Annotated in this window: 22 protein-coding genes and 1 pseudogene; 12 read left to right on the top strand and 11 right to left on the bottom strand. The window is 64.4% G+C overall.

What is annotated here, in order from left to right; all coding sequences use genetic code 11:
• Positions 1 to 104 precede the first annotated feature (104 nt).
• On the bottom strand, positions 105 to 758 hold the full coding sequence (locus V7Q53_RS09810; RefSeq protein WP_333828360.1) for a GntR family transcriptional regulator: 654 nt from the start codon (positions 756 to 758) through the stop codon (positions 105 to 107).
• Positions 759 to 761: 3 nt separating this feature from the next.
• A complete protein-coding gene (locus V7Q53_RS09805) occupies positions 762 to 1,778 on the bottom strand; it encodes a phosphotransferase (RefSeq protein ID WP_333828359.1) in 1,017 nt (338 codons plus the stop codon).
• Positions 1,779 to 1,909: 131 nt separating this feature from the next.
• Here V7Q53_RS09805 and V7Q53_RS09800 point away from each other — a divergent pair, with 131 nt between their 5' ends.
• Both V7Q53_RS09800 and V7Q53_RS09795 read left to right on the top strand, forming a co-directional pair.
• Positions 1,910 to 3,169: an acyl-CoA dehydrogenase family protein gene (locus V7Q53_RS09800; RefSeq protein ID WP_333828358.1), complete on the top strand. Its 1,260-nt coding sequence runs from the start codon at positions 1,910 to 1,912 to the stop codon at positions 3,167 to 3,169.
• On the top strand, positions 3,166 to 3,948 hold the full coding sequence (locus V7Q53_RS09795; protein WP_333828357.1) for an SDR family NAD(P)-dependent oxidoreductase: 783 nt from the start codon (positions 3,166 to 3,168) through the stop codon (positions 3,946 to 3,948). Before V7Q53_RS09800 ends, V7Q53_RS09795 begins: the two co-directional genes overlap by 4 nt.
• A 13-nt stretch (positions 3,949 to 3,961) precedes the next feature.
• Here the strand turns inward: V7Q53_RS09795 and V7Q53_RS09790 are convergent, their stop codons facing one another.
• The gene (locus V7Q53_RS09790; protein ID WP_333828356.1) at positions 3,962 to 5,584 is read right to left on the bottom strand and encodes an AMP-binding protein; all 1,623 of its coding nucleotides are present in this window, start codon (positions 5,582 to 5,584) and stop codon (positions 3,962 to 3,964) included.
• A gap of 84 nt (positions 5,585 to 5,668) precedes the next feature.
• Here V7Q53_RS09790 and V7Q53_RS09785 point away from each other — a divergent pair, with 84 nt between their 5' ends.
• Both V7Q53_RS09785 and V7Q53_RS09780 read left to right on the top strand, forming a co-directional pair.
• On the top strand, positions 5,669 to 6,583 hold the full coding sequence (locus V7Q53_RS09785; protein ID WP_333828355.1) for a DMT family transporter: 915 nt from the start codon (positions 5,669 to 5,671) through the stop codon (positions 6,581 to 6,583).
• Between the two features lie 395 nt (positions 6,584 to 6,978).
• The gene (locus V7Q53_RS09780) at positions 6,979 to 7,551 is read left to right on the top strand and encodes a Hint domain-containing protein (RefSeq protein WP_333828354.1); all 573 of its coding nucleotides are present in this window, start codon (positions 6,979 to 6,981) and stop codon (positions 7,549 to 7,551) included.
• A 127-nt stretch (positions 7,552 to 7,678) separates the two neighbouring features.
• Here V7Q53_RS09780 and V7Q53_RS09775 read toward each other — a convergent pair whose 3' ends face one another.
• The 8 genes from V7Q53_RS09775 to V7Q53_RS09740 all read right to left on the bottom strand — a co-directional run bounded on the left by V7Q53_RS09775 (position 7,679) and on the right by V7Q53_RS09740 (position 16,346).
• The gene (locus tag V7Q53_RS09775) at positions 7,679 to 9,874 is read right to left on the bottom strand and encodes a 3-hydroxyacyl-CoA dehydrogenase NAD-binding domain-containing protein (protein ID WP_333828353.1); all 2,196 of its coding nucleotides are present in this window, start codon (positions 9,872 to 9,874) and stop codon (positions 7,679 to 7,681) included.
• Positions 9,875 to 9,884: 10 nt separating this feature from the next.
• Positions 9,885 to 11,096: an acetyl-CoA C-acetyltransferase gene (locus V7Q53_RS09770; RefSeq protein WP_333828352.1), complete on the bottom strand. Its 1,212-nt coding sequence runs from the start codon at positions 11,094 to 11,096 to the stop codon at positions 9,885 to 9,887.
• A 15-nt stretch (positions 11,097 to 11,111) separates the two neighbouring features.
• Positions 11,112 to 11,738 (bottom strand): glutathione S-transferase family protein, encoded by a 627-nt coding sequence (locus V7Q53_RS09765; protein WP_333828351.1) that lies wholly within the window; start codon positions 11,736 to 11,738, stop codon positions 11,112 to 11,114.
• A gap of 373 nt (positions 11,739 to 12,111) precedes the next feature.
• Positions 12,112 to 13,266, bottom strand: coding sequence for an acyl-CoA dehydrogenase family protein (locus tag V7Q53_RS09760; protein ID WP_333828350.1), 1,155 nt, complete (start codon positions 13,264 to 13,266; stop codon positions 12,112 to 12,114).
• A gap of 34 nt (positions 13,267 to 13,300) precedes the next feature.
• Positions 13,301 to 13,513, bottom strand: a complete 213-nt coding sequence (locus tag V7Q53_RS09755) for a hypothetical protein (RefSeq protein WP_333828349.1) — start codon at positions 13,511 to 13,513, stop codon at positions 13,301 to 13,303.
• Positions 13,514 to 13,568: 55 nt separating this feature from the next.
• Positions 13,569 to 15,347: an acyl-CoA dehydrogenase C-terminal domain-containing protein gene (locus V7Q53_RS09750; RefSeq protein ID WP_333828348.1), complete on the bottom strand. Its 1,779-nt coding sequence runs from the start codon at positions 15,345 to 15,347 to the stop codon at positions 13,569 to 13,571.
• Between the two features lie 38 nt (positions 15,348 to 15,385).
• Positions 15,386 to 15,781, bottom strand: coding sequence for a MerR family transcriptional regulator (locus V7Q53_RS09745; RefSeq protein WP_333828347.1), 396 nt, complete (start codon positions 15,779 to 15,781; stop codon positions 15,386 to 15,388).
• A gap of 178 nt (positions 15,782 to 15,959) precedes the next feature.
• A complete protein-coding gene (locus V7Q53_RS09740) occupies positions 15,960 to 16,346 on the bottom strand; it encodes a MerR family transcriptional regulator (protein ID WP_333828346.1) in 387 nt (128 codons plus the stop codon).
• Between the two features lie 174 nt (positions 16,347 to 16,520).
• Here V7Q53_RS09740 and V7Q53_RS09735 point away from each other — a divergent pair, with 174 nt between their 5' ends.
• From V7Q53_RS09735 to V7Q53_RS09700, 8 genes and pseudogenes are all read left to right on the top strand, one after another.
• Positions 16,521 to 16,991 carry a PaaI family thioesterase gene (locus V7Q53_RS09735; RefSeq protein ID WP_333828345.1) on the top strand — a complete coding sequence of 157 codons (471 nt, stop codon included), beginning with the start codon at positions 16,521 to 16,523 and terminating at the stop codon, positions 16,989 to 16,991.
• Positions 16,988 to 17,515, top strand: a complete 528-nt coding sequence (locus V7Q53_RS09730) for a PaaI family thioesterase (protein ID WP_333828344.1) — start codon at positions 16,988 to 16,990, stop codon at positions 17,513 to 17,515. Before V7Q53_RS09735 ends, V7Q53_RS09730 begins: the two co-directional genes overlap by 4 nt.
• 5 nt (positions 17,516 to 17,520) lie before the next feature.
• Positions 17,521 to 18,819, top strand: a complete 1,299-nt coding sequence (locus V7Q53_RS09725; RefSeq protein ID WP_333828343.1) for an MATE family efflux transporter — start codon at positions 17,521 to 17,523, stop codon at positions 18,817 to 18,819.
• Positions 18,816 to 19,463: a hypothetical protein gene (locus V7Q53_RS09720; RefSeq protein WP_333828342.1), complete on the top strand. Its 648-nt coding sequence runs from the start codon at positions 18,816 to 18,818 to the stop codon at positions 19,461 to 19,463. The genes V7Q53_RS09725 and V7Q53_RS09720 overlap by 4 nt, the downstream gene beginning before the upstream one ends.
• A gap of 34 nt (positions 19,464 to 19,497) precedes the next feature.
• A complete protein-coding gene (gene ybgC, locus V7Q53_RS09715) occupies positions 19,498 to 19,899 on the top strand; it encodes a tol-pal system-associated acyl-CoA thioesterase (RefSeq protein ID WP_333828341.1) in 402 nt (133 codons plus the stop codon).
• A 113-nt stretch (positions 19,900 to 20,012) separates the two neighbouring features.
• A complete protein-coding gene (tolQ, locus tag V7Q53_RS09710; RefSeq protein WP_333828340.1) occupies positions 20,013 to 20,708 on the top strand; it encodes a protein TolQ in 696 nt (231 codons plus the stop codon).
• Between the two features lies 1 nt (position 20,709).
• Positions 20,710 to 21,186 carry a protein TolR gene (gene tolR, locus V7Q53_RS09705; RefSeq protein WP_333828339.1) on the top strand — a complete coding sequence of 159 codons (477 nt, stop codon included), beginning with the start codon at positions 20,710 to 20,712 and terminating at the stop codon, positions 21,184 to 21,186.
• 36 nt (positions 21,187 to 21,222) lie between these two features.
• Positions 21,223 to 21,518, top strand: a pseudogene (locus V7Q53_RS09700) (cell envelope biogenesis protein TolA); the annotation flags it as partial.

The raw sequence follows: 21,518 nt of genomic DNA, 5'->3' as shown, positions 1-21,518 counted from the left end.
CCCCCCGGGATATTTCTGAACAGGTGAAGGGAGGGCGGCCCGCGCTTCTGTCCACCTTGGGAGATGTGCCCGAGGGAGGCGATGGGGCGCGCTGGTCGGGGGCGTCAGTTTTCGGGGGCGAAGGCGCTGTCGGGGAGGGTGTCCAGGCTGGCGAGGAGGCGGGCGACGGGGGCGCGGGCGGCGCTTTCCGCAGCATCCGGCAGGGCGGCGCAGATGGCGTCAACCAGTGCCGTGCGTTCCGCCACTGCCGTGGGCCGGGTGGCGCGCAACTGGGCCCGGATCAGATGAACCTGAAGCGCGGGCAGCAGGCGTTCGAGTTCGTCATTGCCGCCCAAAGCGACAAGCGCGCGGTAGTAACGCGCCCGCGCCCGGGTGTCAGAGCCGCTGTCAGGCCGGGCGTAACGCTCCGCCGCTTCGGCAAGGGGCGCCGGGTCGGCGCCCTGCGCTACTGCCTCGGCCGCCTGACGGGCGGCAAGGCCCAGCAGCATTTCGGTTACCCGCAGCACGTCACGCGTGGCGCGCCGCGACAAAAGCCGGATCTGCGCCCCGCGATGGGGCGCCTGCACCACCACGCCCCCGGCGGCGAGCCTGCCCAGCGCCTCGCGCACGGTCGAGCGCCCGACGCCGTAGCGCAGCATCAGGTCCGGTTCCACCAGCCGCTGCCCCGGCGCATAACGTCCGTCGGACAGCCCGTGGAGGATGTCGCGCATGATCGCCTCGGGGCCGGAGGGGGGCAGTTTTCGGGCCTGATCGTTCACGGGTTAGCCTTTGCGTTTCGCATCCCGGGCCATGGCCCAGGCGATATCGGCCAGCGGTGCCGCCTTGGCGCCCATCTCTGTTGCATTGGGATCGGTTGCGGTTCCGTCCAGCGCGCGCCGGGCAATACCCTGGATGATGGCGGCGATGCGGAACATGCTGAGGATGATGTAAAAGTCGAAGTTTTCAGGCCGTTCGCGCCCGGTTCTCTGGCACCAAAGGTTGATATAGTGATCCTCGGACGGGATGCCGGTGCCCGTCAGATCAACCCCGCCCAGCCCCCGGAACAGCCCCGGCGCGATGCGCCAGGCCATCACGTTATAGGCGAAATCGGCATAGGGGCAGCCCAGCGTTGACAGCTCCCAGTCCACCACGGCCAGCACCCGGGGCTCGGACGGATGAAGGATCAGGTTGTCCAGCCGGAAATCGCCATGCGCCAGCCGCACCTCTTCGGCGGTATCGGGCATGTTCTGCGGCAGCCAGTCGATCAGGGCGTCCATCGCCGGGATCGACCGGGTTTCGCTGGCGCGGTATTGCTTGCTCCAGCGCTTGATCTGACGCTCGACATAGCCGCCCGCGCGGCCGTAATCGCCCAAACCAACCGCCACCGGGTCAACCATGCTGATCGCCGCGATGGCCGCGTTCATCTGGTCAAAGATCGCCGCGCGCTCATCGGCGGCAAGGCCGGGCAGGCGGGGGTCAAAGAGGGTGCGGCCCTGCAGATATTCCATGACAAAGAACATCGACCCCATGACCGTTGCATCCTCGCACAGCGCGAAGACCTGCGGCACCGGCACCGGAGTATCGGCCAGCGCCTTCATCACCCGGTACTCCCGGTCAACCTGATGCGCCGAGGGCAGGACATCGCCCACCGGCTTCTGGCGCAGCACATACTGCCCGCTGGCCGCATCAACCCGCCATGTCGGGTTGGATTGCCCGCCCGAAAGCCGGTGCAGCACCAGCGGCCCGCGATAGCCGGGCACGTTCTGCGCCATCCAGATGTCGAGTTCCGCTTCCGGCATCACCGCCACTCCCCGTTTTCTTGCTGCCAGAATGCCGGTTGGGGCGGCGGAAGGCAAGAAATAATCGTCAGACGATCTTGTCAGATGTGGATTTGCCCGCTAGGCTGGAGGTTGAAAGAGGAGGCCCGCGCATGATCCCCGACAAATCCGCCCGCGTTCTGGAACTGGAAGTCCGGCTAAAGGATTTCATGGACCGCCACATCTATCCCAACGAGGCGCGCTATTTCCGCGAGGCTGAGGAGCTGGGGCCGTTCAAGGTCTATCCCGTCATGGACGAACTCAAGCCACTGGCGCGCGAAGCCGGGTTGTGGAACCTGTTCCTGCCCGAAAGTGAGCGCGGCGCGGGGCTGAGCAATGTCGAATACGGCCATCTGTGCGAGATCATGGGCCGTTCGCTTCTGGCGCCCGAAATCTTCAACTGCAACGCGCCCGACACCGGCAATATGGAAGTGATCGAGCGTTACGGCTCCGACGAGCACAAGGCGCAATGGCTGGCGCCGCTGCTGGCCGGTGAGATCCGCTCCTGCTTTGCGATGACCGAGCCTGCGGTGGCCTCATCGGATGCCACGAATATCGAGGCCGAGATCCGGCGCGAGGGCGATGAATATGTGATCAACGCGCATAAGTGGTACACCACCGGCGCGTCGAACCCGGCCTGTAAGATCTGTATCTTCATGGGCAAGACCGACCCTGACAACCCTGACCGGCACAAGCAGCAGAGCATGATTCTGGTGCCGATGGACACGCCGGGGATCAGGGTGGTGCGCTCGCTGCCGGTGTTTGGCTATTACGGCGTGCCGGACCGGGCATCCGAGGTAAAGTTTGAAAATGTGCGGGTTCCGGCCTCGAATATGCTGCTGGGTGAGGGGCGTGGGTTCGAAATTGCACAGGGGCGGCTTGGCCCGGGCCGCATTCACCATTGCATGCGGCTGATCGGACTGGCCGAACGGACGCTGGAAAACATGGTGGACCGGGCGCTGCAACGGGTGGCCTTTGGCAAGCCGGTGGCTGATCAGGGCGTCACGCGCGAGCGCATCGCCGAGGCGCGGATCATGATTGAACAGTCCCGCCTGCTGACCCTGCATGCCGCGCACAAGATGGATACGGTCGGCAACAAGGAAGCCCGCGCCGAGATCGCCATGATCAAGATCGCGGTGCCGAACATGGCCTGTCAGGTGACCGACTGGGCGATCCAGATCTTCGGCGGCGGCGGCACCGGCAATGATTTTGGCACCGCCATCCACTATGCTGGCGCCCGAGTGCTGCGGTTGGCAGACGGGCCGGATGAGGTGCACCGCGACCAGCTGGCGCGGCTGGAACTGCGCAAGCGCAAGGGGCTGAACCATCCGGGCTGGGAGCCGATGGTCACATCGCGCGGCCTGCCGCAATGACGCTGGGCGGCAAGGCCGCCATCGTCACGGGGGCTGCGGGCGGGATCGGCCGGGCGAGCGCTTTGCTGCTGGCCCGGCGCGGGGCCGCGCTGGTCGTGGCAGACCGCGACCCGGGGGCAGAGGAAACCGCCGCGCTGATCCGCGCGGAGGGCGGCAGGGCCGAGGCAGTGGTGACCGACTGCGCTACCGAGGAGGGCGCGGCGCTCTTCACGGCGCGGGCGGTCGCGGCCTATGGGCGGCTCGATATCCTGCATGCCAATGCCGGGGTGTCGGGGCCGCTGGTGCCCAGCCTGACCACCGGCGGCGCGGAATTTGCGGAGATCCTGCGCATCAACCTGATCGGCCCGTGGCTGGCAATCACCGCCGCGCTGCCGCATCTGGGCAAGGGCGCGTCGGTCATCTGCACGGCCTCGGTCGCCGGGTTGCGGGCGGGGGCGGGCGGCATTCCCTATTCGGCCTCCAAAGCCGGGGTGATCAACCTTGTGCAGACCACCGCCAGCGCGCTGGCGGGCACCGGCATCCGCATCAATGCGGTGGCGCCGGGGCTGGTGGAAACGCCGATGACCGCGCCGCTTTACGACGCGGCGCGCGCGCGGGGGCGGGAGGACCGGATCGGGCAGTTGAACCCGCTCCAGCGCGGCGGCGAGGCTGCCGAGATCGCGGAAGTGGTGGCTTTTCTCGCCTCGGATGCGGCATCTTATGTCAATGGGCAGGTGCTGGTGGCGGATGGCGGGCTGTCGTGCAGCCACCCCTTTGCGCCGCGGCCCCCTGGTTCTTAGGGAGAAGGGGGCGTCACAGTTGTTTCGCCGCCTCGCGCAGTTCAAATTTCTGGATCTTGCCGGTCGCGGTCTTGGGCAGATCAAGGAAGATCACGCGTTTCGGGGTCTTGAACCCGGCCAGCCGGGCGCGGCAGAAGGCGATCAGTTCGGCCTCGGATATCTGCTGCGCCGGTTTCAGCTCGACAAAGGCGCAGGGCACCTCGCCCCATGTATCGTCAGGTTTGGCGACGACTGCCGCGAGCGAAACCGCAGGATGGTGCATCAGCGCCCCTTCCACCTCGACCGAGCTGACATTCTCACCGCCTGAGATGATGATGTCCTTCGCGCGGTCGGCGATCTTGATATAGCCGTCTTCATGCCGGTAGGCGATGTCGCCGGAGCGGAACCAGCCGCCTGCAAAAGCCTCCTGCGTGGCCTGCGGGTTCTTGTAATAGCCCTTCATCACGCCGTTGCCGCGGTGCATGATTTCGCCCAGTGCCGCAGCATCGCGCGGTACCGGCGAAAGCTGCGGGTCGGTGACGGTGATATCTTCCATGAAGGGCATCAGAACGCCGGTACGGGCTTTGACGGCGGCGCGTGCATCGGGCGGCAGCGCCTCGAACCCCTCATGCCAGGTGCATTCGGTGGCGGGGCCATAGGTTTCGGTCAGGCCATAAACCTGGGTGACATTGAAACCCAGCGGCTCGATCGCTTGCAGCGTGGCGGCGGCGGGGGGCGCGCCGGCGGTGAACACCTCGACCGTGTGGTCAAAGGGCAGGCGCTCATCCTCGCGCGCATTGATGAGCGTGTTCAGCACGATCGGCGCGCCGCCAAAATGGGTGGCCTTTTCTTCGGCGATCGCCCGGTAGATGCCGCGCGCGGTAATGTCGCGCAGGCAGATCACCGTGCCGCCCATCAGCGGGATCATCCACGGGTGGCACCATGCGTTGCAATGGAACATCGGCACGATGGTCAGGTAGCGCGGGTAAAGCACCATGCGCCAGCTGATCACCTGCCCCATCGCCGCCAGATAGGCGCCGCGGTGATGATAGACCACGCCCTTGGGCCGCCCGGTGGTGCCGGAGGTGTAATTCAGCGAAAGGCTTTCCCATTCATCCTGCGGCATGTGCCAGGCAAAGCCGGTATCGCCCGTGGCGAGGAAGTCCTCATAGGTGGTATGGTGTCCGGTGGCGGGGATGCCTGCCTCGGCATCGGGCACTTCGATCAGGCGGGGGGCGGGGTGGCGCCCGGCAAGCGCCGTTTCCACCAGCCCGACAAGCGCGCTGTCCACCAGCACCAGCTTCGCCCCGCCATGATCGAGGATATAGCGCACGGTATCGGCATCCAGCCGCGTATTGATGGCGTTGAGCACCGCGCCGCAGGCCGGGACGCCAAAATGGGCCTCCGCATGGGCGGGGACATTGGGCAGAAGGGTGGCGACCACATCACCCGGCTGCACCCCGGCGCGGTTGAGGGCGCTGGCCAGTTGCGAGGCGCGTTGCGCATAGTCGGCATAGCTGCGCCGGGTCTGGCCATAGACCAGCGCCTCACGCGTGGCAAAAACATCGGCGGCGCGGCGCAGGAACGAGAGCGGCGTGAGGGCCACATGGTTGGCGGCGCATTTCTCCAGCCCCGTTTCGTCATCCAGCCAGCCCATGTCTTGCCCCCCTTGCAACTTCGTGCCGCTTCAGTCAGCCATATTGCTGGCACAACCCCCGCAAGCACAAGGAAGAATACCGCCATGCCCGCAGCACCTGAGAACCGGACGCTGGCGGCAATGGCGGCGATACTGGGCTATGCGGTGCTGATCGGTTTCACCGACAATTTCGTGCAGGTGATCGCGGTGGAGGCGGGGCTGTGGCAGTTCCATTTCCTGCGCTCGTGCATCGCGGTGGCGTTGTTCGCGCTGGCGATGGTGCCGCTGGGGTTGCGGCTGCGGCCCGTGAACTGGGGCGCGGTGGCCGCGCGCTCGGCGGTGCATGGCGCGGCACTGATGATCTATTTCGGCTGTCTGGCCTTTCTGACCGTGGCACAGGTTGCTGCGGGCCTGTTTACTGCGCCGATCTGGGTGCTGCTGATCGGGCGTATCGTCTATGGCCATGCGCTGGGGCCGGTGCGGATTGCTGCGGTGGCGGTGGGGTTTGTGGGCGTCGTGCTGGTGCTGACGCCGGGAGCAGATCAGCCGCTGGGCTGGGCGAGCGTTCTGCCGGTGGCGGCGGGGATGCTGTATGCGCTGGGCAATATCGCCACGCGCGAATGGTGCGCGCAGGAATCGGCGGCGGCGCTGACGCTGGGGTTCTTTGTGGCGCTGGGGCTGGCCGGGCTGGCGGGGATAGGGGTGCTGGCCGCCTTCCCGCAGGTGGCGGGTGCGGGAGCTGACGGGTTCATCCTGCGCGGCTGGGTGGCGCCTTCGGCCACCTTCTGGATGTGGACGCTGGTGCAGGCGGCGGGGTCGATGCTGGGCGTGGGCCTGATGGTGCGCGCCTATCAGCTTGCCGAGGCGAACCGGGTATCGATCTTTGAATACGTTGTCTTGCCGGTTTCGGCGCTGTGGGGATGGGTCTTGTGGAGCGAGGTCATCACCGGGTTGGCGGCGCTCGGCATGGTCATGATCTTTGCCGCAGGCGCGATGATTGCGGCCCGCGCACGGGAATGAGTCGGAAACAAACTGTTTATGGCGGGAGTGTGCGTTTCCTGTTCGGAAACCCGGTCATTGCAGGATGCGAAGCCGATAGGCGTAAATGGCAACAATAAATGCTAAAAAATCTCATTGGCGCCGCATTCTCAGGTAAACAGGGGTGCATTGTGGCATTTTACGAAAATTGCTCACAGAAAAGACCCACAAAATTCCTTAAACTTCTCCTTCTTTCGCCATGCCCGGGGTGTTGATTGGGGACATCGAATGAACGGGGCCGTTCACGAAAGGAATGAACCATGTTGCATAGCTGGGTGGGAACTGCAGATAACCGGAAGCCTTTTGCTTCCTTTTCAATGTCTGACCGGAGCGATGTCTGGCCGAATGATACAGACGCCACGCCAACCGTGCCGGGCATGAGCGATCATGACGTGATCGCCGAGGGCATGATCGCCGGAACGCTGGTCGCGACCGATCTGGGGTGGCAGCCGGTCGAAGATCTGCAGGCGGGTGACCGCGTTGTGACCTTTGACAACGGCATGCGGCCGCTGAAGGCAGTGGGCGTCAGCACGCTCTGGACTGCGGCCAATCAGGCGCCGCGCGCTGTCTGGCCACTGCTGGTGCCGGAACGCGCGCTGGGCAACCGTACCGCGCTGACGCTGCTGCCGGAACAGGCCGTGTTGATCGAATCGGACGAGGCCGAGGCGATGTTCGGTGACCCGTTCACGCTGGTTACCGCCGCCTCGCTTGAGGGCTACAAGGGCATCACCCGCGTGCCGCCAAGCCGCGAGATGAAGATCGTCACGCTGCAATTCGCCGAGGAAGAGGTGGTCTATGCCAATGGCACCACGCTGGTGCATTGCCCCAACGCGCGGCCGGGCCGGGTGACTTCGGCTGATGCGATGATGAGCTTCAACGACAACGCCCTTTACTTCCGCCTGCCGCGCGCGCAGAGCGAAATGCTGATGATGGCGCTGCGCAACGGTTGACACGGGCCACGAACGGGCCCCTGAAATGCAGGAAGCCCGGCGCGGGGATGCGCCGGGCTTTTTCTGTTCAGGCCAGTCTTTTTCTGTTCAGGCCAGTCTTTTCTTGTTCAGTGCAGGGAGGGAACCCTCAGGCGGCGGCTTTGGCCGCGCGGCCATAAAAGGTTTCGCCGCTCGCCGCCATGTCGCGCAGCATCTGCGGTGCCTTGAACCGCGCGCCGAAACGGGCCTCCAGATCATCGCAGATCTCAACCGCACGGGCCGCGCCAAGGATATCAAGCCATGAGAACGGCCCGCCCGACCAGGGCGCAAAGCCCCAGCCCAGAATGGCGCCGACATCGCCTTCGCGGATGTCTTCCAGCACGCCCTCTTCCAGCGCGCGCACGGCCTCCAGCACCTGCGCCATCATCAGCCGGTTCTTGACCTCTGCCAGATCGGGCTGCTCATCCAGCCGTTCAAAGCGGTCGGCCAGCCCCGGCCAGTAACCCTGCCGCTTGCCCGCCTCGTCATAGTCAAAGAACCCGGCGTTCGATTTGCGGCCAAGGCGGCCCTCATCGACCATCCAGAAGACCACCTCGTCAACGGCTTCATCGGGATAGGCATTGCCCATCGCCGCCTTGGTGGCCTTGGCGATCTTGGCGCCCAGATCAAGCGAGGTTTCATCGACCAGTTGCAGTGGCCCCACCGGGAAGCCCAGCAGGCGCGCGGCATTGTCCACCAGCGCCGGTGCCGTGCCCTCTTTCACCAGCCGCATCCCTTCATTGATATAGGGAATGATGCAGCGGTTGGCGTAGAAGAAGCGCGCGTCATTGACCACAATCGGTGTCTTGCGGATCTGGCGCACGTAATCCAGCGACTTGGCCACCGCGCGCTCGCCGGTCTTTTCACCCTTGATGATCTCAACCAGCAGCATCTTGTCCACCGGGCTGAAGAAGTGAATGCCGATGAACTGCTCAGGCCGCGCGCTGGCCTTGGCCAGCTCGCTGATCGGCAGGGTGGAGGTGTTGGAGGCATAGATCGCATCCGCGGGAATCACGGCTTCGGCCTTTTTCGTGACCTCGGCCTTGACGCCCATATCCTCGAACACGGCCTCGATGATCAGATCGCAGCCTTCCAGCGCGGCATAATCGGTGGTCGCAACGATCCGGCCCAGAACCTGCGCCTTCTTCTCCTCGGTCACCTTCTTGCGTTTGATGCCCTTGTCCAGAATGCCGGTGGAATAGGCCTTGCCCTTGTCCGCGGCCTCCTGACTGGCGTCGATCAGCACCACGTCGATCCCGGCATTGGCCGAAACATAGGCGATACCCGCACCCATCATGCCCGCGCCCAGCACGCCCACCTTCTTTACGCGCTCATCGGGTACGTCAGGCCGGTTCGCACCCTTTTCCAGCGCTTGCTTGTTCACAAAAAGCGAGCGCACCATGGCCCCCGACGAGGGGTTCATGAACAGGTTGGTGAAATAGCGCGCCTCGATCTTCAGCGCGGTATCGAACGGCACCTGAAGCCCCTCATAAACCGCCGACAACAGCGCCTTGGCTGCCGGGAACACGCCAAAGGTCTTGGAATGAACCATGGCCGAGGCACCCACGAAGGTCATGAAACCTGCCGGATGATAGGGTGCGCCGCCGGGCACCTTGTAGCCCTTGGCATCCCACGGCTTCACCAGATCGGCATCTTTCGCGCCCAGCACCCATTCCTTGGCGCGGGCCAGCAGCTGATCGGGCGCGACCACCTCATCAATGATGCCCGCCGCCTTCATTTTCTGCGGGTCCAGCGCCTTGCCTTCCAGCAGGAAGGGCGAGGCCGCCATGGCCCCCAGCTTGTAGGCCAGACGGATGGTTCCGCCGCCGCCGGGGAAAAGGCCGACCATGATCTCCGGCAGGCCGATGCGCGCCCTGGGGTTGTCGGCGGCAAAGATGCGGTGGCAGGCCAGCGGCAGTTCCAGCCCGATGCCCATGGCCGTGCCCGGCAGCGCCGCCACCATCGGCTTGCCACCCTTCAGCGTCTTGGGGTCCATCCCCGCGCGCTCGATCTTGCGCAGCATATGGTGGGTGGACATGACGCCGTCAAAGATCGCCTTTGCCGGGTTGTCGCTTTCCTGATCATGCAGCGCGGCCAGCACGTTCAGGTCCATCCCGCCGGCGAAGTCTTCCTTGCCAGAGGTGATGATCGCGCCCTTGACCGCCGGGTCCGACAGCACCTTGTCGATACATGCGTCAAGTTCACGCAGCCCATCGATGGACATGACATTCATCGACTTGCCGGGCACGTCCCATGTGATGGTGGCAACGCCGTCTGCGTCGGTTGAATAGTGAAATTCGGTCATGATATCCTCCTCAAACCCGCTCGATGATCGTGGCCGCGCCCATGCCGGACCCGATGCACAGCGTGGCAAGGCCGGTGCTTTTGCCCGTGCGCTCAAGTTCATCCAGCAGCGTGCCCAGAATGATGGCGCCAGTTGCGCCCAGCGGGTGGCCCATGGCGATGGAGCCGCCGTTGACATTGACCTTGGCGTGATCAACGCCAAAGGCCTGCTCAAAGCGCAGCACGACCGAGGCAAAGGCCTCGTTGACCTCAAACAGGTCAATGTCGTCAATCGACATGCCGCTCTCGCGCAGAATTTTCTCGGTGACCGGCACCGGGCCGGTCAGCATGATGGTGGGGTCGGTGCCGATCTTGGCGGTGGCGCGGATGCGGGCGCGGGGTTTGAGCCCGTATTTCTCACCGAATTCCTTGTTGCCGATCAGAATGGCAGCCGCACCATCGACGATGCCCGATGAATTACCCGCGTGGTGGATATGCTCGATCCGCTCCAGCTCCGGGTATTTCATCAGCGCGATCTTGTCGAAACCCGGCATGACCTCGCCCATATCCTTGAACGAGGGCTTCAGCCCGCCAAGGCTTTGCATATCGGTCTCAGGGCGCATGTATTCGTCACGGTCCAGAATGGTCAGGCCGTTGATATCCCTGACTGTAATCACCGATCCGTTGAAACGGCCGGCATCCCAGGCGGCCTTGGCCCGCCGCTGGCTTTCCACCGCCATGGCATCGGCCTGATCGCGGGTGAAGCCGTATTTGGTGGCGATGATATCGGCGGAAATGCCCTGCGGGACAAAATAGTTGTCAAAGGCGATCTGCGGATCAACGGCAATCGCGCCGCCATCTGACCCCATTGGCACCCGGCTCATACATTCCACACCACCCGAGACATAGGCCATGCCCGCCCCGCCGCGCACCTGATTGGCGGCAAGGTTGACGGCCTCAAGGCCCGAGGCACAGAAACGGTTCACGCTCAGCCCCGGCACCGATTCCGAGAAATCCGAGGCCAGAACCGCCGTGCGCGCCAGACACGCCCCCTGTTCCCCCACCTGGGTGACATTCCCCCAGATGACATCCTCGATGGCGGTGGTGTCCAGATCAGAGCGCTCCTTGATCGCGTTGAGCGCGATCGCGGACAGGCGCGCCGCGGTCACCTCGTGCAGGGCGCCGTCCTTGCGGCCCTTGCCGCGCACCGTGCGGCAGGCGTCATAGATATAAGCGTCGGTCATTGGTTTCTCCTTCATTCAGATGCGGTCGGCGGGTGAGCCGGGCATCAGGTCATAGGGGTGTTTCCAGCCGGGCAGGGCACTGAGCCGCGTCAGCCAGGCGTCCAGATGGGGCCAGTCTTTGCGCTCAAAGCCAAACGGCTCCGGGTAATAGAGGTAGCCACAGCAGGCCGTATCGGCGATGGAGGGGGCATCGCCCACAATCCACGCGCGGCCCTCCAGATGGCCGTTGAGCGTGGCATAGGCAGCCTTCAGACGGCCCTGCATGAAGCCGATCACTTCGGCGGGGCGCTTGTCCTCTGGCAGAAAATTGGCCAGAAAGCGGGTCATTCCGGCCTGCCCGGACAGCTTGTGATTGTCCCACAAAAGCCAGCGCAGAACCTCGGGGTTTTCGACCCCGGCCAGTGTGCCGGCGCGCGCGGCGACATGGTTCTGGATGGTGCCCGACTGCGTCAGCACCAGATCGCCCTCCACCAGCACGGGCACCTCACCCATCGGGTTGATCGCGCGGAACTCGGGGCGGCGCGTCTCGCCGTTGAAGAAATCGACATAGCGCGGGGTCCAGTCATAACCCGAAAGCTGCATCGTCAGCGCGGCCTTGTAGGCATTGCCGGATTCACCGAAACAGTAAAGCGTGGCGGTCATTGCGCGATCCTCTTCAGCCTGGCGCTTGTGGGCATGGCAGGTTTTTTTGCGTATTTGGGGCAAGATGAAGGGGCGCGTTCAGGCTTCATTAACCAACGTCCGCTAACCTGGCAGGCGCGGTACAGGCTGGCGAGCCGATGACCGCGCAAGGTGAAGCCACCCCGACCCGTCCGAGAGCGCAATGCACAGGCGGGAAGGGGTGTGCCCTTGTGCCGTTCCCATTGTACCCGGGCCCGTTCATCTTGCCCCAAATACGCATCTTTTTTTCCAACGGGGGATCCAAGGGGGGCGCGTGCGTCCCCCTTGGCGGGGGAGCGCGAGGGGCGCGCAGCCCCTCGCTCCCCCGTCCGGCAATCTCGCGCCGCGCGCGCGATCACAGCGATCTCCCGATCAGTTCCTTCATGATCTCGTTGGTGCCACCATAGATGCGCTGCACCCGCGCGTCGGTCCACATTTCGGCCACCGCATATTCGGTCATGAAACCATAACCACCATGCAGCTGCACGCATTCATCAATCACCGAACATTGCAGATCGGTCAGCCAGTACTTGCACATCGCCGCCATCTCAACCGTCAGCTCACCCTTGAGATGCGCCACGATGCAGCTGTCCAGAAAGGCGCGGGCCACGGCGGCGTTGGTCTTGCATTCGGCCAGTTTGAAGCGGGTGTTCTGGAAGTTGATGATCGGCTGGCCAAAGGCCTCGCGCTCCTTGCAATAGGCGATCGTGCGCTCCACCGCGCCCTCGATCGCCCCCACCGCGCCGCAGCCGATGATCAGCCTCTCCTGCGGCAGTTGCTGCATCATCTGGTAAAAACCCATCCCCTCTTGCCCGCCGAGGATGTTTTCGGGCGGCACCGGAACGTCATCAAAGAACAGCTCCGACGTATCCGCAGCCTTCAGCCCCACCTTGTCAAGGTTGCGCCCGCGCCGGAAGCCCTCGGCCCCTTCGGTTTCCACCACCACCAGCGACATGCCCTTGGCCTTGGCATTGGGGTCGGTCTTGGCGGCGACGATGATCAGGTTGGCGTGCTGACCATTGGTGATGAAGGTCTTGGAGCCGTTCAGCCGGTAGACATTGCCATCGCGCACCGCGCGGGTTTTCAGGTTCTGAACGTCCGAGCCGCCCGAAGGCTCGGTCATCGCCAGCGCGCCCACAATCTCGCCGGTGGCCATTTTCGGCAGCCAGCGCTTTTTCTGCTCCTCGGTGCCATAGGCGAGGATATAATGCGCCACGATGCCGGAATGGATGGCATTGCCCCAGCTGGACAGGTTCTGGCGCGGGGCTTCCATATAGATCACCGCCTCATGGCCGAAATCCCCGCCCGCGCCACCATATTCCTCAGGCACCGAGGCGCAGAGCAGCCCCATCTCGCCCGCCTGATTCCAGCTGTCGCGGTCCATCTCGCCCTGATTGCGCCAGCGCTCATACTGGGGCATCCATTTCTCGGTGATGAAACTGCGGGTCATCTCTTCGAGCATTCTGTGCTCGTCCGTCATCCAGGGCGATGCGATCAGCGGAAATGTCATGCTTTGGTCCCTCCCAAGACCCGGCAGCAGCCTGTCAGCGCTTGCGCGCCTCCAGCTCAGAATTGAATAGTCTCAACCTGTGTTCCAGGTTTTCGCGGTGGGTGACGCTGTCAAAATGTTCAAAAAGGAATGACAGCGCCTCACCCTCGTCCAGCCCGGCCTCCTGCGCGAAACGCTTCAGGCGGCGGTAGCCGTCCTCAGACATGGCGACGGGGAAGCGGCGGGTCAGGCGCAGGCGTTTGGGCATTCCCGGTCTCCTTGGGGTTTCGCGCCGCGCCCCCGGCAGGGGCGCGGCGCGTCTGTCAGAAAGCCTCGGCGGGCAGGGCCATCACCGTATCCGCGCCCGACTGTATGCGCGCCAGATGCATCCCGGTGGCGGGCAGGTGGCGCGCCATATAATAGCGCCCCGTGGCCAGCTTCGTCTCGTAAAACGCGGCGTCGCCGGTGCCGGCGTCGAGCGCGTTCTGCGCGGCAAGGCCCATGCGCGCCCACATCAGGCCCAGACAGACATGGCCGAACAGGTGCATGAAGTCATTGGAGCCCGCCAGCGCCGCATTGGGGTTCTTCATGCCGTTCTGCATGAAGTACATCATCGCGGTTTGCAGGTCTTTGGAGGCGTTTTTCAGCGGCTCAAGGAAATCGGCTTTCAGCGCTTCCTGCCCCTCGTTTTCCTTGATGAAACTCTTGACCATCTCAAAGAACGCCATCGCCGGTTTGCCGCCATCGACGGCCAGCTTGCGGCCCACAAGGTCAAGCGCCTGAACCCCGTTCGCGCCTTCATAGATCATGGCGATCCGTGCATCGCGGACGAACTGGGACATACCCCATTCCTCGATATAGCCATGCCCGCCGTAAACCTGCTGCGCCTGCACCGCCATGTCAAAGCCCATATCGGTCTGGAAACCCTTGATCACCGGCGTCAGCAACGAGATCATCGCGTCGGCTTCCTTGTCGCCCAGCCGGTGCGCGCGGTCGATCAGATGCGCGCCCCAGAAGGTGAAGGCGCGCGCGCCCTCGACAAAGCTTTTCTGGTCCATCAGGCTGCGGCGGATATCGGGATGCACGATCAGCGGGTCGGCCGGGCCATCCTTGTTGACAGCGCCGGTCACGGCGCGGCCCTGAAGGCGGTCCTTGGCATAGGCGACCGCGTTCTGATAGGCGGCTTCGGCCTGTGCATAGCCCTGAAGGCCCACGCCCAGCCGCGCCTCGTTCATCATCACAAACATGGCGCGCATGCCCTTGTGCAGCTCACCCACCAGCCAGCCGCGCGCGCCGTCGTAGTTGAGCACGCAGGTGGCGTTGCCGTGAATGCCCATCTTCTCTTCGATGCTGCCGACGCTGACGCCGTTGCGCTCGCCAAGGGTGCCATCGTCGTTGATCACGTATTTCGGCACCACGAACAGGCTGATCCCCTTGGTGCCCTCACCGCCGCCCGGGGCCTTCGCAAGCACCAGATGGATGATGTTCTCGGCCATGTCATGGTCGCCCGCCGAGATGAAGATCTTCTGGCCGGTGATCAGATAGCTGCCATCCTCCTGCGGGTCGGCCTTGGTGCGGATCATGCCCAGATCGGTGCCGCAATGCGGCTCGGTCAGGTTCATGGTGCCGGTCCATTCCATCGACACCATTTTCGGCAGATAGGTCGCCTTCTGCGCGTCTGTGCCATGCGACACCAGCGCGTTGATCGCGCCGTGGGTCAGGCCCTGATACATGTTCAGCGCCATATTGGCTGAGCAGAACACCTCGCCGACCGCGCAGCCCATGACATAGGGCAGGTTCTGGCCGCCGAATTCCTCGGGCAGGTCCAGCCCGTTCCAGCCGCCTTCCTTGACGGCCTCGAACGCCGCCTTGAAGCCTTTGGGCGTGTAAACGATGCCGTTTTCCAGCCGGCACCCCTCAGCATCGCCCGAGGCGTTCAGCGGTGCCAGAACGTCGGTGGCCAGTTTCCCGGCCTCGCCCAGGATGGCGGCGGTGAAATCGCGGTCAAGGTCGTCATAGCCGGGAATGCCGGTCTCGGTGGCCTTGAGCATATCATGCAGGATGAACTGCATGTCTTTGGTGGGGGCGGTATAGATGGGCATCTCTCTCTCCCTTTGGCGCCGCAGGGGCGCGCTTCAGCTTATTCGGCGGCGGAGCGACGGAAGGAGGCGATCATGTCGGCCCCCCATTCCAGCTGCCCGCGCAGCTCTTCAATGGCTTCAACCAGTTCGTCGCGCTGGCGCTCCATCTGCGCCAGCCGCTCGCGCGCCACGGCATAGGTGCGCGTCAGCTGTTCTTCCTGTGCATCGCCACGGTCATAGAGGTTCAGAAGCTGGCGCATCTCTTCAAGGCTGAAGCCGAATCGCTTGCCCCGCAGGATCAGCTTCAGCCGCCCGCGATCGCGCTTGGAATAAAGGCGCGTCTGGCCTTTGCGCAGCGGAAAGATCAGCTCTTTCGCCTCATAGAAACGCAGGGTGCGCGGCGTCACGTCGAACGCGTCGCACATCTGCCGGATTGTCATCAGTTCGCTCGTCATGCGTTACCTCGGCTGGGGTGCCCGGCCGACGGCTGTTCAGCGCTGGCCTGGCATCCATGTAGGGCATGAAATCAATGGTATCAGTAAAGTTGACGTAAACGTAATGACATACGTGGCGTCATTTTACATTTGTGACGCAGGGTCGCACCATCCCGCTGAAAGCAGCGGCGCGTGGGTCTCAATGGCCGGTGTCGCCGTCGTCCAGAAAGCGCACGGCCTCGTCGCGCAGCGCGCGCAGTTCCTCGATCGTCTGGCCAAGTTCTTCGCGCTGGCGCGTCAGCTCCCTGAGCTGCCGGTCAGCGCCTTCGATCCAGGATTCCATCTGCGGCCGGGTGCCCTTGGTCTCATAGATCATCAGCCACTGGCGGATGCCTTCAAGGCTGAAGCCAAAGCGACGACCGCGCAGGATAAGGATCATGCGCGCAACCTCGCGCGGGCCGTAAAGCCGGTTGCGACCGTCCTTTTCAGGGCGCAGAAGCTCGATATACTCGTAATACCGCAAGGTGCGTGGCGTCACGTCAAAACGGGCGCACATTTCCTTGAAGGTCAGCTTCGGGTCGCTCATCGCGCTCCTCCTGGCGTCATGAACGATGTCAGCCTATGCGCTTCATGCCGCAGGCGCAACAAGCCCCGGAGGTTGAGAAAGAAATCCTTTGACGCGTGCCTGCCCGCGCTGTCATAACCCGCCCGGTTGTCGTGCAGAGCGCTTGCGACAGGTCTGCCAACCAGAGGAATGCGCATGTCAGAACCCAATCCCGCACAGCGTTTCATCGAGGCGATCCCCCATGCCAAGGCGCTGGGCATGACGCTGGAGACCATCGGCGACGGCAAGGCCGTGATGTCGATGCCCTATGACGCGCGCTTCATCGGCGACCCGGTGACAGGTGTGATCAGCGGCGGCGCGGTCTCGGCGCTGATGGATACCTGCTGCGGCGCGGCGGTGCTGGCCAAACCCGGCGCGGGTGCAACGGCCACGCTTGACCTGCGGATCGAATACATGCGCGCCGCCCGCCCGGGTGAGCGGATCATTGCGCGGGCCGAATGTTTCCACGCCACCCGCACGGTCGCCTTTGTGCGCGCCGTTGCGCATGACGAAAGCAGCCTTGCCGAAGATGGCCTGCCCGTGGCCAGCGCCACCGGCGCCTTCACGCTGGACGCGCAAAGCAAAAAGCCGGGCAGCAAGACCCCCAAGGCGGAGGCCGGGGCATGAGCCATGCACGCCCTGAGCCCGTTCAGGTGATCAAGCAGCGCCGCGACAATGCGCTGGCCGCGCTGGTGAACGGCATTCCCTACAGCCAGTTTCTGGGCATCCGCTTTGACCGGCGCGGCGATGAGCTGACGGCACTGCTGCCCTTTGACGAAAAGCTGATCGGCAATCCGTTTCTGCCTGCGCTGCATGGTGGCGTCACCTCGGCCTTCCTTGAGATCACCGCGATTATCGAGCTGAGCTGGTCGATGCTCTGGGAAGAGATGGAAAGCGGCAAGCTGGACCCGGCGAAGCTGGATGCAAAGCATCTGCCACGCCTGCCAAAGACCATTGATTTCACGGTGGATTACCTGCGCTCGGGCCTGCCGCGCGATGCCTATGCCCGCGCCCGTGTTAACCGTTCGGGGCGGCGTTATGCCTCGGTCCATGTCGAGGCATGGCAGGACAACCGTTCGCGGCTGTTTGCCCAGGCGACCGGGCATTTCCTGATCCCTTCCCGCGACAGCATCCGCGATACCGCAGGCTGAGCACCATGGAGGCCCTGACCAACCGGCGCGTCCTGCGGATCGCGCTGCCTATCGTGCTGGCGAATGTCACCGTGCCCCTGATCGGGCTGGTCGATACGGCGGTGGTGGGCCAGTTGGGGCAGGCCGCGCCGATTGGGGCGGTGGGGCTGGGGGCGGTCATTCTGGCCGCCGTTTACTGGATCTTCGGTTTTCTGCGCATGGGCACGACGGGCCTGACCGCGCAGGCCTTTGGTGCGGGTGACATCGCCGAGACCGGCGCGATCCTCAAGCGCGGCCTGCTGATTGCCGGGGCGGTCGGGCTGACGCTGATCGCCCTTCAGACGCACTTCCTGTGGGGCGCGTTCCGGCTGGCACCGGCCAGCGACGCGGTCGAGGATCTGACCCGCAGCTATCTGGCGATCCGCATCTACGGCGCCCCCGCCACCATCGCCCTGTATGCGCTGACCGGCTGGCTGATCGCGCTGGAGCGCACGCGCGGCGTTCTGGTGGTGCAGCTGGTGATCAACTTGATCAACGTCAGCCTCGATCTGGTCTTCGTTCTGGGGCTGGACTGGGGTGTTGAAGGGGTGGCGGCGGCCTCGCTGGTGGCCGAATACACCGGGCTGGCGCTGGCGCTCTGGCTGTGCCGGTCTGCCTTTACCGGGCCGAAGGGCAGGGTGTTTGACGGGCCGCAACTGCGGCGCATGGCCTCGGTCAATGGCGATATCATGCTGCGCTCGGTGCTGTTGCAGGGCTCCATCACCAGTTTCGTCTTTCTGGCGGCGGGCAAGGGCGATGTCACGCTGGCCGCCAACCAGATCCTGCTGCAGTTTCTTGAGGTGATGGCCTATCTGCTGGACGGCTTCGCCTTTTCCGCAGAAACGCTGGTGGGGCAGGCGGTCGGCGCGCGCCGGGTGGCGGCGCTGCGGCGCACTGTGCGGCTGACGGGGGCATGGGGGCTGGGCGGCGCGGTCCTGATGGCGGCGCTTTTCGCGGCAACCGGCCCCATGGTGATTGATGTCATGACCACCGCGCCGGAGGTGCGCGAAGCCGCGCGCCTCTATCTGCCATGGGTTGTCGCCGCGCCCATGATCAGTATCGCGGGCTGGATGCTGGACGGCGTGTTCATCGGCGCCACCCGCACGCGCGACATGCTCAGGGCGATGCTCATCTCCGTTGCGTTCTATGCACTGGCGCTGTGGGTGTTCCGGGGCTGGGACAATCACGGGCTTTGGGCCGCCTATATGGTCCTGAATGCCACGCGCGGGGTGACGATGGCGCTGTTCTACCCCAGAATACCTGCAAGTCTGAAGGAGGCCGCATGAAACTGCCGCATTCTGAAACCATCAATCCGGCCGATGTTGAGGCGTTTTTCACCCGCTCTGACGGCAGCTATCTGTTCGCCCGCTGGGGGCGGCCCATTGTGCCGGTGGTGTTCGGCGTCGATGACGCCACCCTGCCGGTGATCAAGGGCGCAGTGGAGGCCGTGGTGGCGCTTGCGGGCCATCACATGGCCGAGACCGACCCCGAAATGGGCGCCAACCTGATGCTGTTCTTCTTCCGTGACTGGGAGGAACTGCTTCTGGTCCCTGATCTGGACCGGCTGGTTGAAGGGCTGGGGCCGATGGTGAGCGACCTGAAGGCGCGCGGGGCCAATCTCTACCGCCACTTCCGGTTTGACGCCAACGGCACAATCCGCGCGGCCTTTGTCTTCGTGCGGATGGATGAGGCGCTGGCCGCGGTGCCCGCCGCCGATCTGGCGCTGGTTCAGGCGGTGCAGGTGATCGTGCTGTGGTCGGACCGGGCCTTTGCCACCCGCCCGCCGGTGGCGCGCGCAGGCGGTGCCGACGGGGTGACGGTGCTGCGCCCGGAACTGGCGGCGCTGATCCGGGCGGCCTATGATCCGGTCATGCCCGCTGTCGCGCGCGACCCCAGCCACGCCCTGCGGCTGGCGGCGCGTATGGGCTGAGCGGGGGTTGCTGACCCCGGGAAAGAGAAACGCCATGACCCATCGCTTCACCCTTCGCGTGTATTACGAGGATACCGACCTTGCCGGTATCGTCTATTACGCCAACTACCTGAAATTCATCGAGCGTGCGCGCTCGGAATGGGTGCGTGAACTGGGCATTGACCAGCAGGCGATGAAGCGCGACAGCGGGCGGGTTTTTGCCGTCCGCCGGATCGAGGCCGATTACCTGAGCCCGGCATATTTCGATGACGTGATCGAGGTGCGCAGCGCGCCCATCGCCATCAGCCCCGCCCGCATCACCCTGCGACAGGAAGTTTTCCGTTCTGAAACAAGGCTTTTCGCCGCTCTGGCAACCCTTGTCTGTCTGGATGCAAAGGGCAGGCCGCAGCGCCTGCCGCAGGCTTTGGCGGGGCTGGCTGACACAATACGCGCCTGAGCGTCACAATCGCGTGGTTTCGTTGGCCTTTGACTTGGAAAGCGGCTAGAATCGGCGCTAATGGCGGCAAAATCTGACAAGCCCGCCCCGACGACCGAGCAGGACCAAGGCCCATGGACACGACAACACTTGCTGCCGCGAGCGAAATCGATTTTTCGCTTCTCGCGCTTTTCGCACGCGCAACCCTGACTGTGAAACTGGTGATGATCATGTTGATCGTCGCCTCGTTCTGGTCCTGGGCCATCATCATTCAGAAGCATCTGGTGTTTCGCCGTGCCCGCCGGCAGGCAGCGGCATTCGATGCCGCCTTCTGGTCGGGCGAGCCGCTGGACGAGCTTTACAGCCGCGTCGGCGCCACCCCCGGCAGCGCGCCCGAGCGGGTTTTTGCCGCCGGTATGGCCGAATGGCAGCGCTCCCACCGGCAGGACGGCGCGCTGATCCCCGGTGCCGCGCAGCGTATCGACCGCTCGATGGATGTTGCCATCGGGCGCGAGGTGCGCGAGCTCAATCAGGGGCTGACCTTCCTTGCCTCGGTCGGTTCGGCCAGCCCGTTCATCGGTCTTTTCGGCACGGTCTGGGGCATCAAGCACGCCTTTGAAGAGATCGCGCTGGCGCAATCGACCAACCTTGCCGTTGTGGCGCCGGGTATCGCCGAGGCGCTTCTGGCCACCGGCCTGGGGCTGCTGGCCGCTATCCCGGCGACGATCTTCTACAACAAGCTCTCGGATGACAGCGACCATATCTCCAGCGGGTTCGAGCAGTTCGCCGATGAGTTCGGCACCCTTCTGTCGCGCAATCTGGACAGCTGACATGGGCGCGCAACTCATGAAACGGACGGGTGGATCAGGCACGCGGCGGCGGCGCGCGCGTGGCGGTGCCCGCATGTCCGAAATCAACGTGACACCCTTTGTCGATGTCATGCTGGTGCTGCTGATCATCTTCATGGTTGCCGCCCCCATGCTGACCGTCGGCGTGCCGATCGAGCTGCCGCGCACGGCGGCGGGCGCGCTTCCTTCGGAACAGGAAGAGCCGCTGAGCGTTACGCTGACAGCGGACGGGCTGGTGATGGTTCAGGATACCCAGATTGCCGCCGAGGATCTGATCCCGCGCCTGCGGGCGATTGCCGAGGAGCGGCGTGATGACAAGGTGTTTCTGCGTGCCGACGGTGCCATTCCCTATGAACGGGTGGTGCAGGTTATGGGTGCGCTCAATGCCGGCGGGTTTCGCAACATCGGTCTGGTGACCGAAAGCGGCGGGCCCGGCTTTGGCTCTGAGCGCAGCGAGTAAGGCGCGCGGGCCGGGGTGCATGGAATGAAGGGCACGATGAACACGGGGCACAAGGTCTCTGCGGTACTGCATGGCGGGCTGATCCTCTGGGTCATGCTGTTTGACCTGTTTTCCGCACCTGAAGGGGGGCCACCACCGGCCGTGACCGATGTGTCGCTGGTTTCGGCCCAGGAATTCGAGGCGCTGAGTCAGCCGCGCGCGGTCACACCCGAACCCGCGCCGACACCTGCCCCCGTTGCACCACCGCCGCGCCCCGCGCCGCCGCCCCCTGCGCCCGCCCCTGTGCCCGCGCCGGCGCCGGCGCCAGTCCCCGCGCCAGCCCCGGCGCCGGG

It is taken from the genome of Pararhodobacter sp. (genome assembly GCF_036802785.1).
In the GTDB taxonomy this organism is placed as follows: Bacteria; Pseudomonadota; Alphaproteobacteria; order Rhodobacterales; family Rhodobacteraceae; genus Pararhodobacter.
This window is presented reverse-complemented; position numbering and strand designations above follow the sequence as displayed.

Bases quoted from the DNA above. Each gene is read 5' to 3' on its own strand.
- V7Q53_RS09740 (WP_333828346.1), bottom strand. From the start codon at position 16,346: ATGAGCGACCCGAAGCTGACCTTCAAGGAAATGTGCGCCCGTTTTGAC.
- V7Q53_RS09765 (WP_333828351.1), bottom strand. From the start codon at position 11,738: ATGACCGCCACGCTTTACTGTTTCGGTGAATCCGGCAATGCCTACAAG.
- ybgC (WP_333828341.1), top strand. From the start codon at position 19,498: ATGACCCATCGCTTCACCCTTCGCGTGTATTACGAGGATACCGACCTT.
- V7Q53_RS09730 (WP_333828344.1), top strand. From the start codon at position 16,988: ATGAGCCATGCACGCCCTGAGCCCGTTCAGGTGATCAAGCAGCGCCGC.
- V7Q53_RS09720 (WP_333828342.1), top strand. From the start codon at position 18,816: ATGAAACTGCCGCATTCTGAAACCATCAATCCGGCCGATGTTGAGGCG.
- V7Q53_RS09780 (WP_333828354.1), top strand. From the start codon at position 6,979: ATGAGCGATCATGACGTGATCGCCGAGGGCATGATCGCCGGAACGCTG.
- V7Q53_RS09805 (WP_333828359.1), bottom strand. From the start codon at position 1,778: ATGCCGGAAGCGGAACTCGACATCTGGATGGCGCAGAACGTGCCCGGC.
- V7Q53_RS09755 (WP_333828349.1), bottom strand. From the start codon at position 13,513: ATGCCCAAACGCCTGCGCCTGACCCGCCGCTTCCCCGTCGCCATGTCT.
- V7Q53_RS09735 (WP_333828345.1), top strand. From the start codon at position 16,521: ATGTCAGAACCCAATCCCGCACAGCGTTTCATCGAGGCGATCCCCCAT.
- V7Q53_RS09750 (WP_333828348.1), bottom strand. From the start codon at position 15,347: ATGCCCATCTATACCGCCCCCACCAAAGACATGCAGTTCATCCTGCAT.
- tolQ (WP_333828340.1), top strand. From the start codon at position 20,013: ATGGACACGACAACACTTGCTGCCGCGAGCGAAATCGATTTTTCGCTT.
- V7Q53_RS09760 (WP_333828350.1), bottom strand. From the start codon at position 13,266: ATGACATTTCCGCTGATCGCATCGCCCTGGATGACGGACGAGCACAGA.
- V7Q53_RS09775 (WP_333828353.1), bottom strand. From the start codon at position 9,874: ATGACCGAATTTCACTATTCAACCGACGCAGACGGCGTTGCCACCATC.
- V7Q53_RS09770 (WP_333828352.1), bottom strand. From the start codon at position 11,096: ATGACCGACGCTTATATCTATGACGCCTGCCGCACGGTGCGCGGCAAG.
- V7Q53_RS09790 (WP_333828356.1), bottom strand. From the start codon at position 5,584: ATGGGCTGGCTGGATGACGAAACGGGGCTGGAGAAATGCGCCGCCAAC.
- V7Q53_RS09725 (WP_333828343.1), top strand. From the start codon at position 17,521: ATGGAGGCCCTGACCAACCGGCGCGTCCTGCGGATCGCGCTGCCTATC.
- V7Q53_RS09795 (WP_333828357.1), top strand. From the start codon at position 3,166: ATGACGCTGGGCGGCAAGGCCGCCATCGTCACGGGGGCTGCGGGCGGG.
- tolR (WP_333828339.1), top strand. From the start codon at position 20,710: ATGGGCGCGCAACTCATGAAACGGACGGGTGGATCAGGCACGCGGCGG.
- V7Q53_RS09745 (WP_333828347.1), bottom strand. From the start codon at position 15,781: ATGACGAGCGAACTGATGACAATCCGGCAGATGTGCGACGCGTTCGAC.
- V7Q53_RS09785 (WP_333828355.1), top strand. From the start codon at position 5,669: ATGCCCGCAGCACCTGAGAACCGGACGCTGGCGGCAATGGCGGCGATA.
- V7Q53_RS09800 (WP_333828358.1), top strand. From the start codon at position 1,910: ATGATCCCCGACAAATCCGCCCGCGTTCTGGAACTGGAAGTCCGGCTA.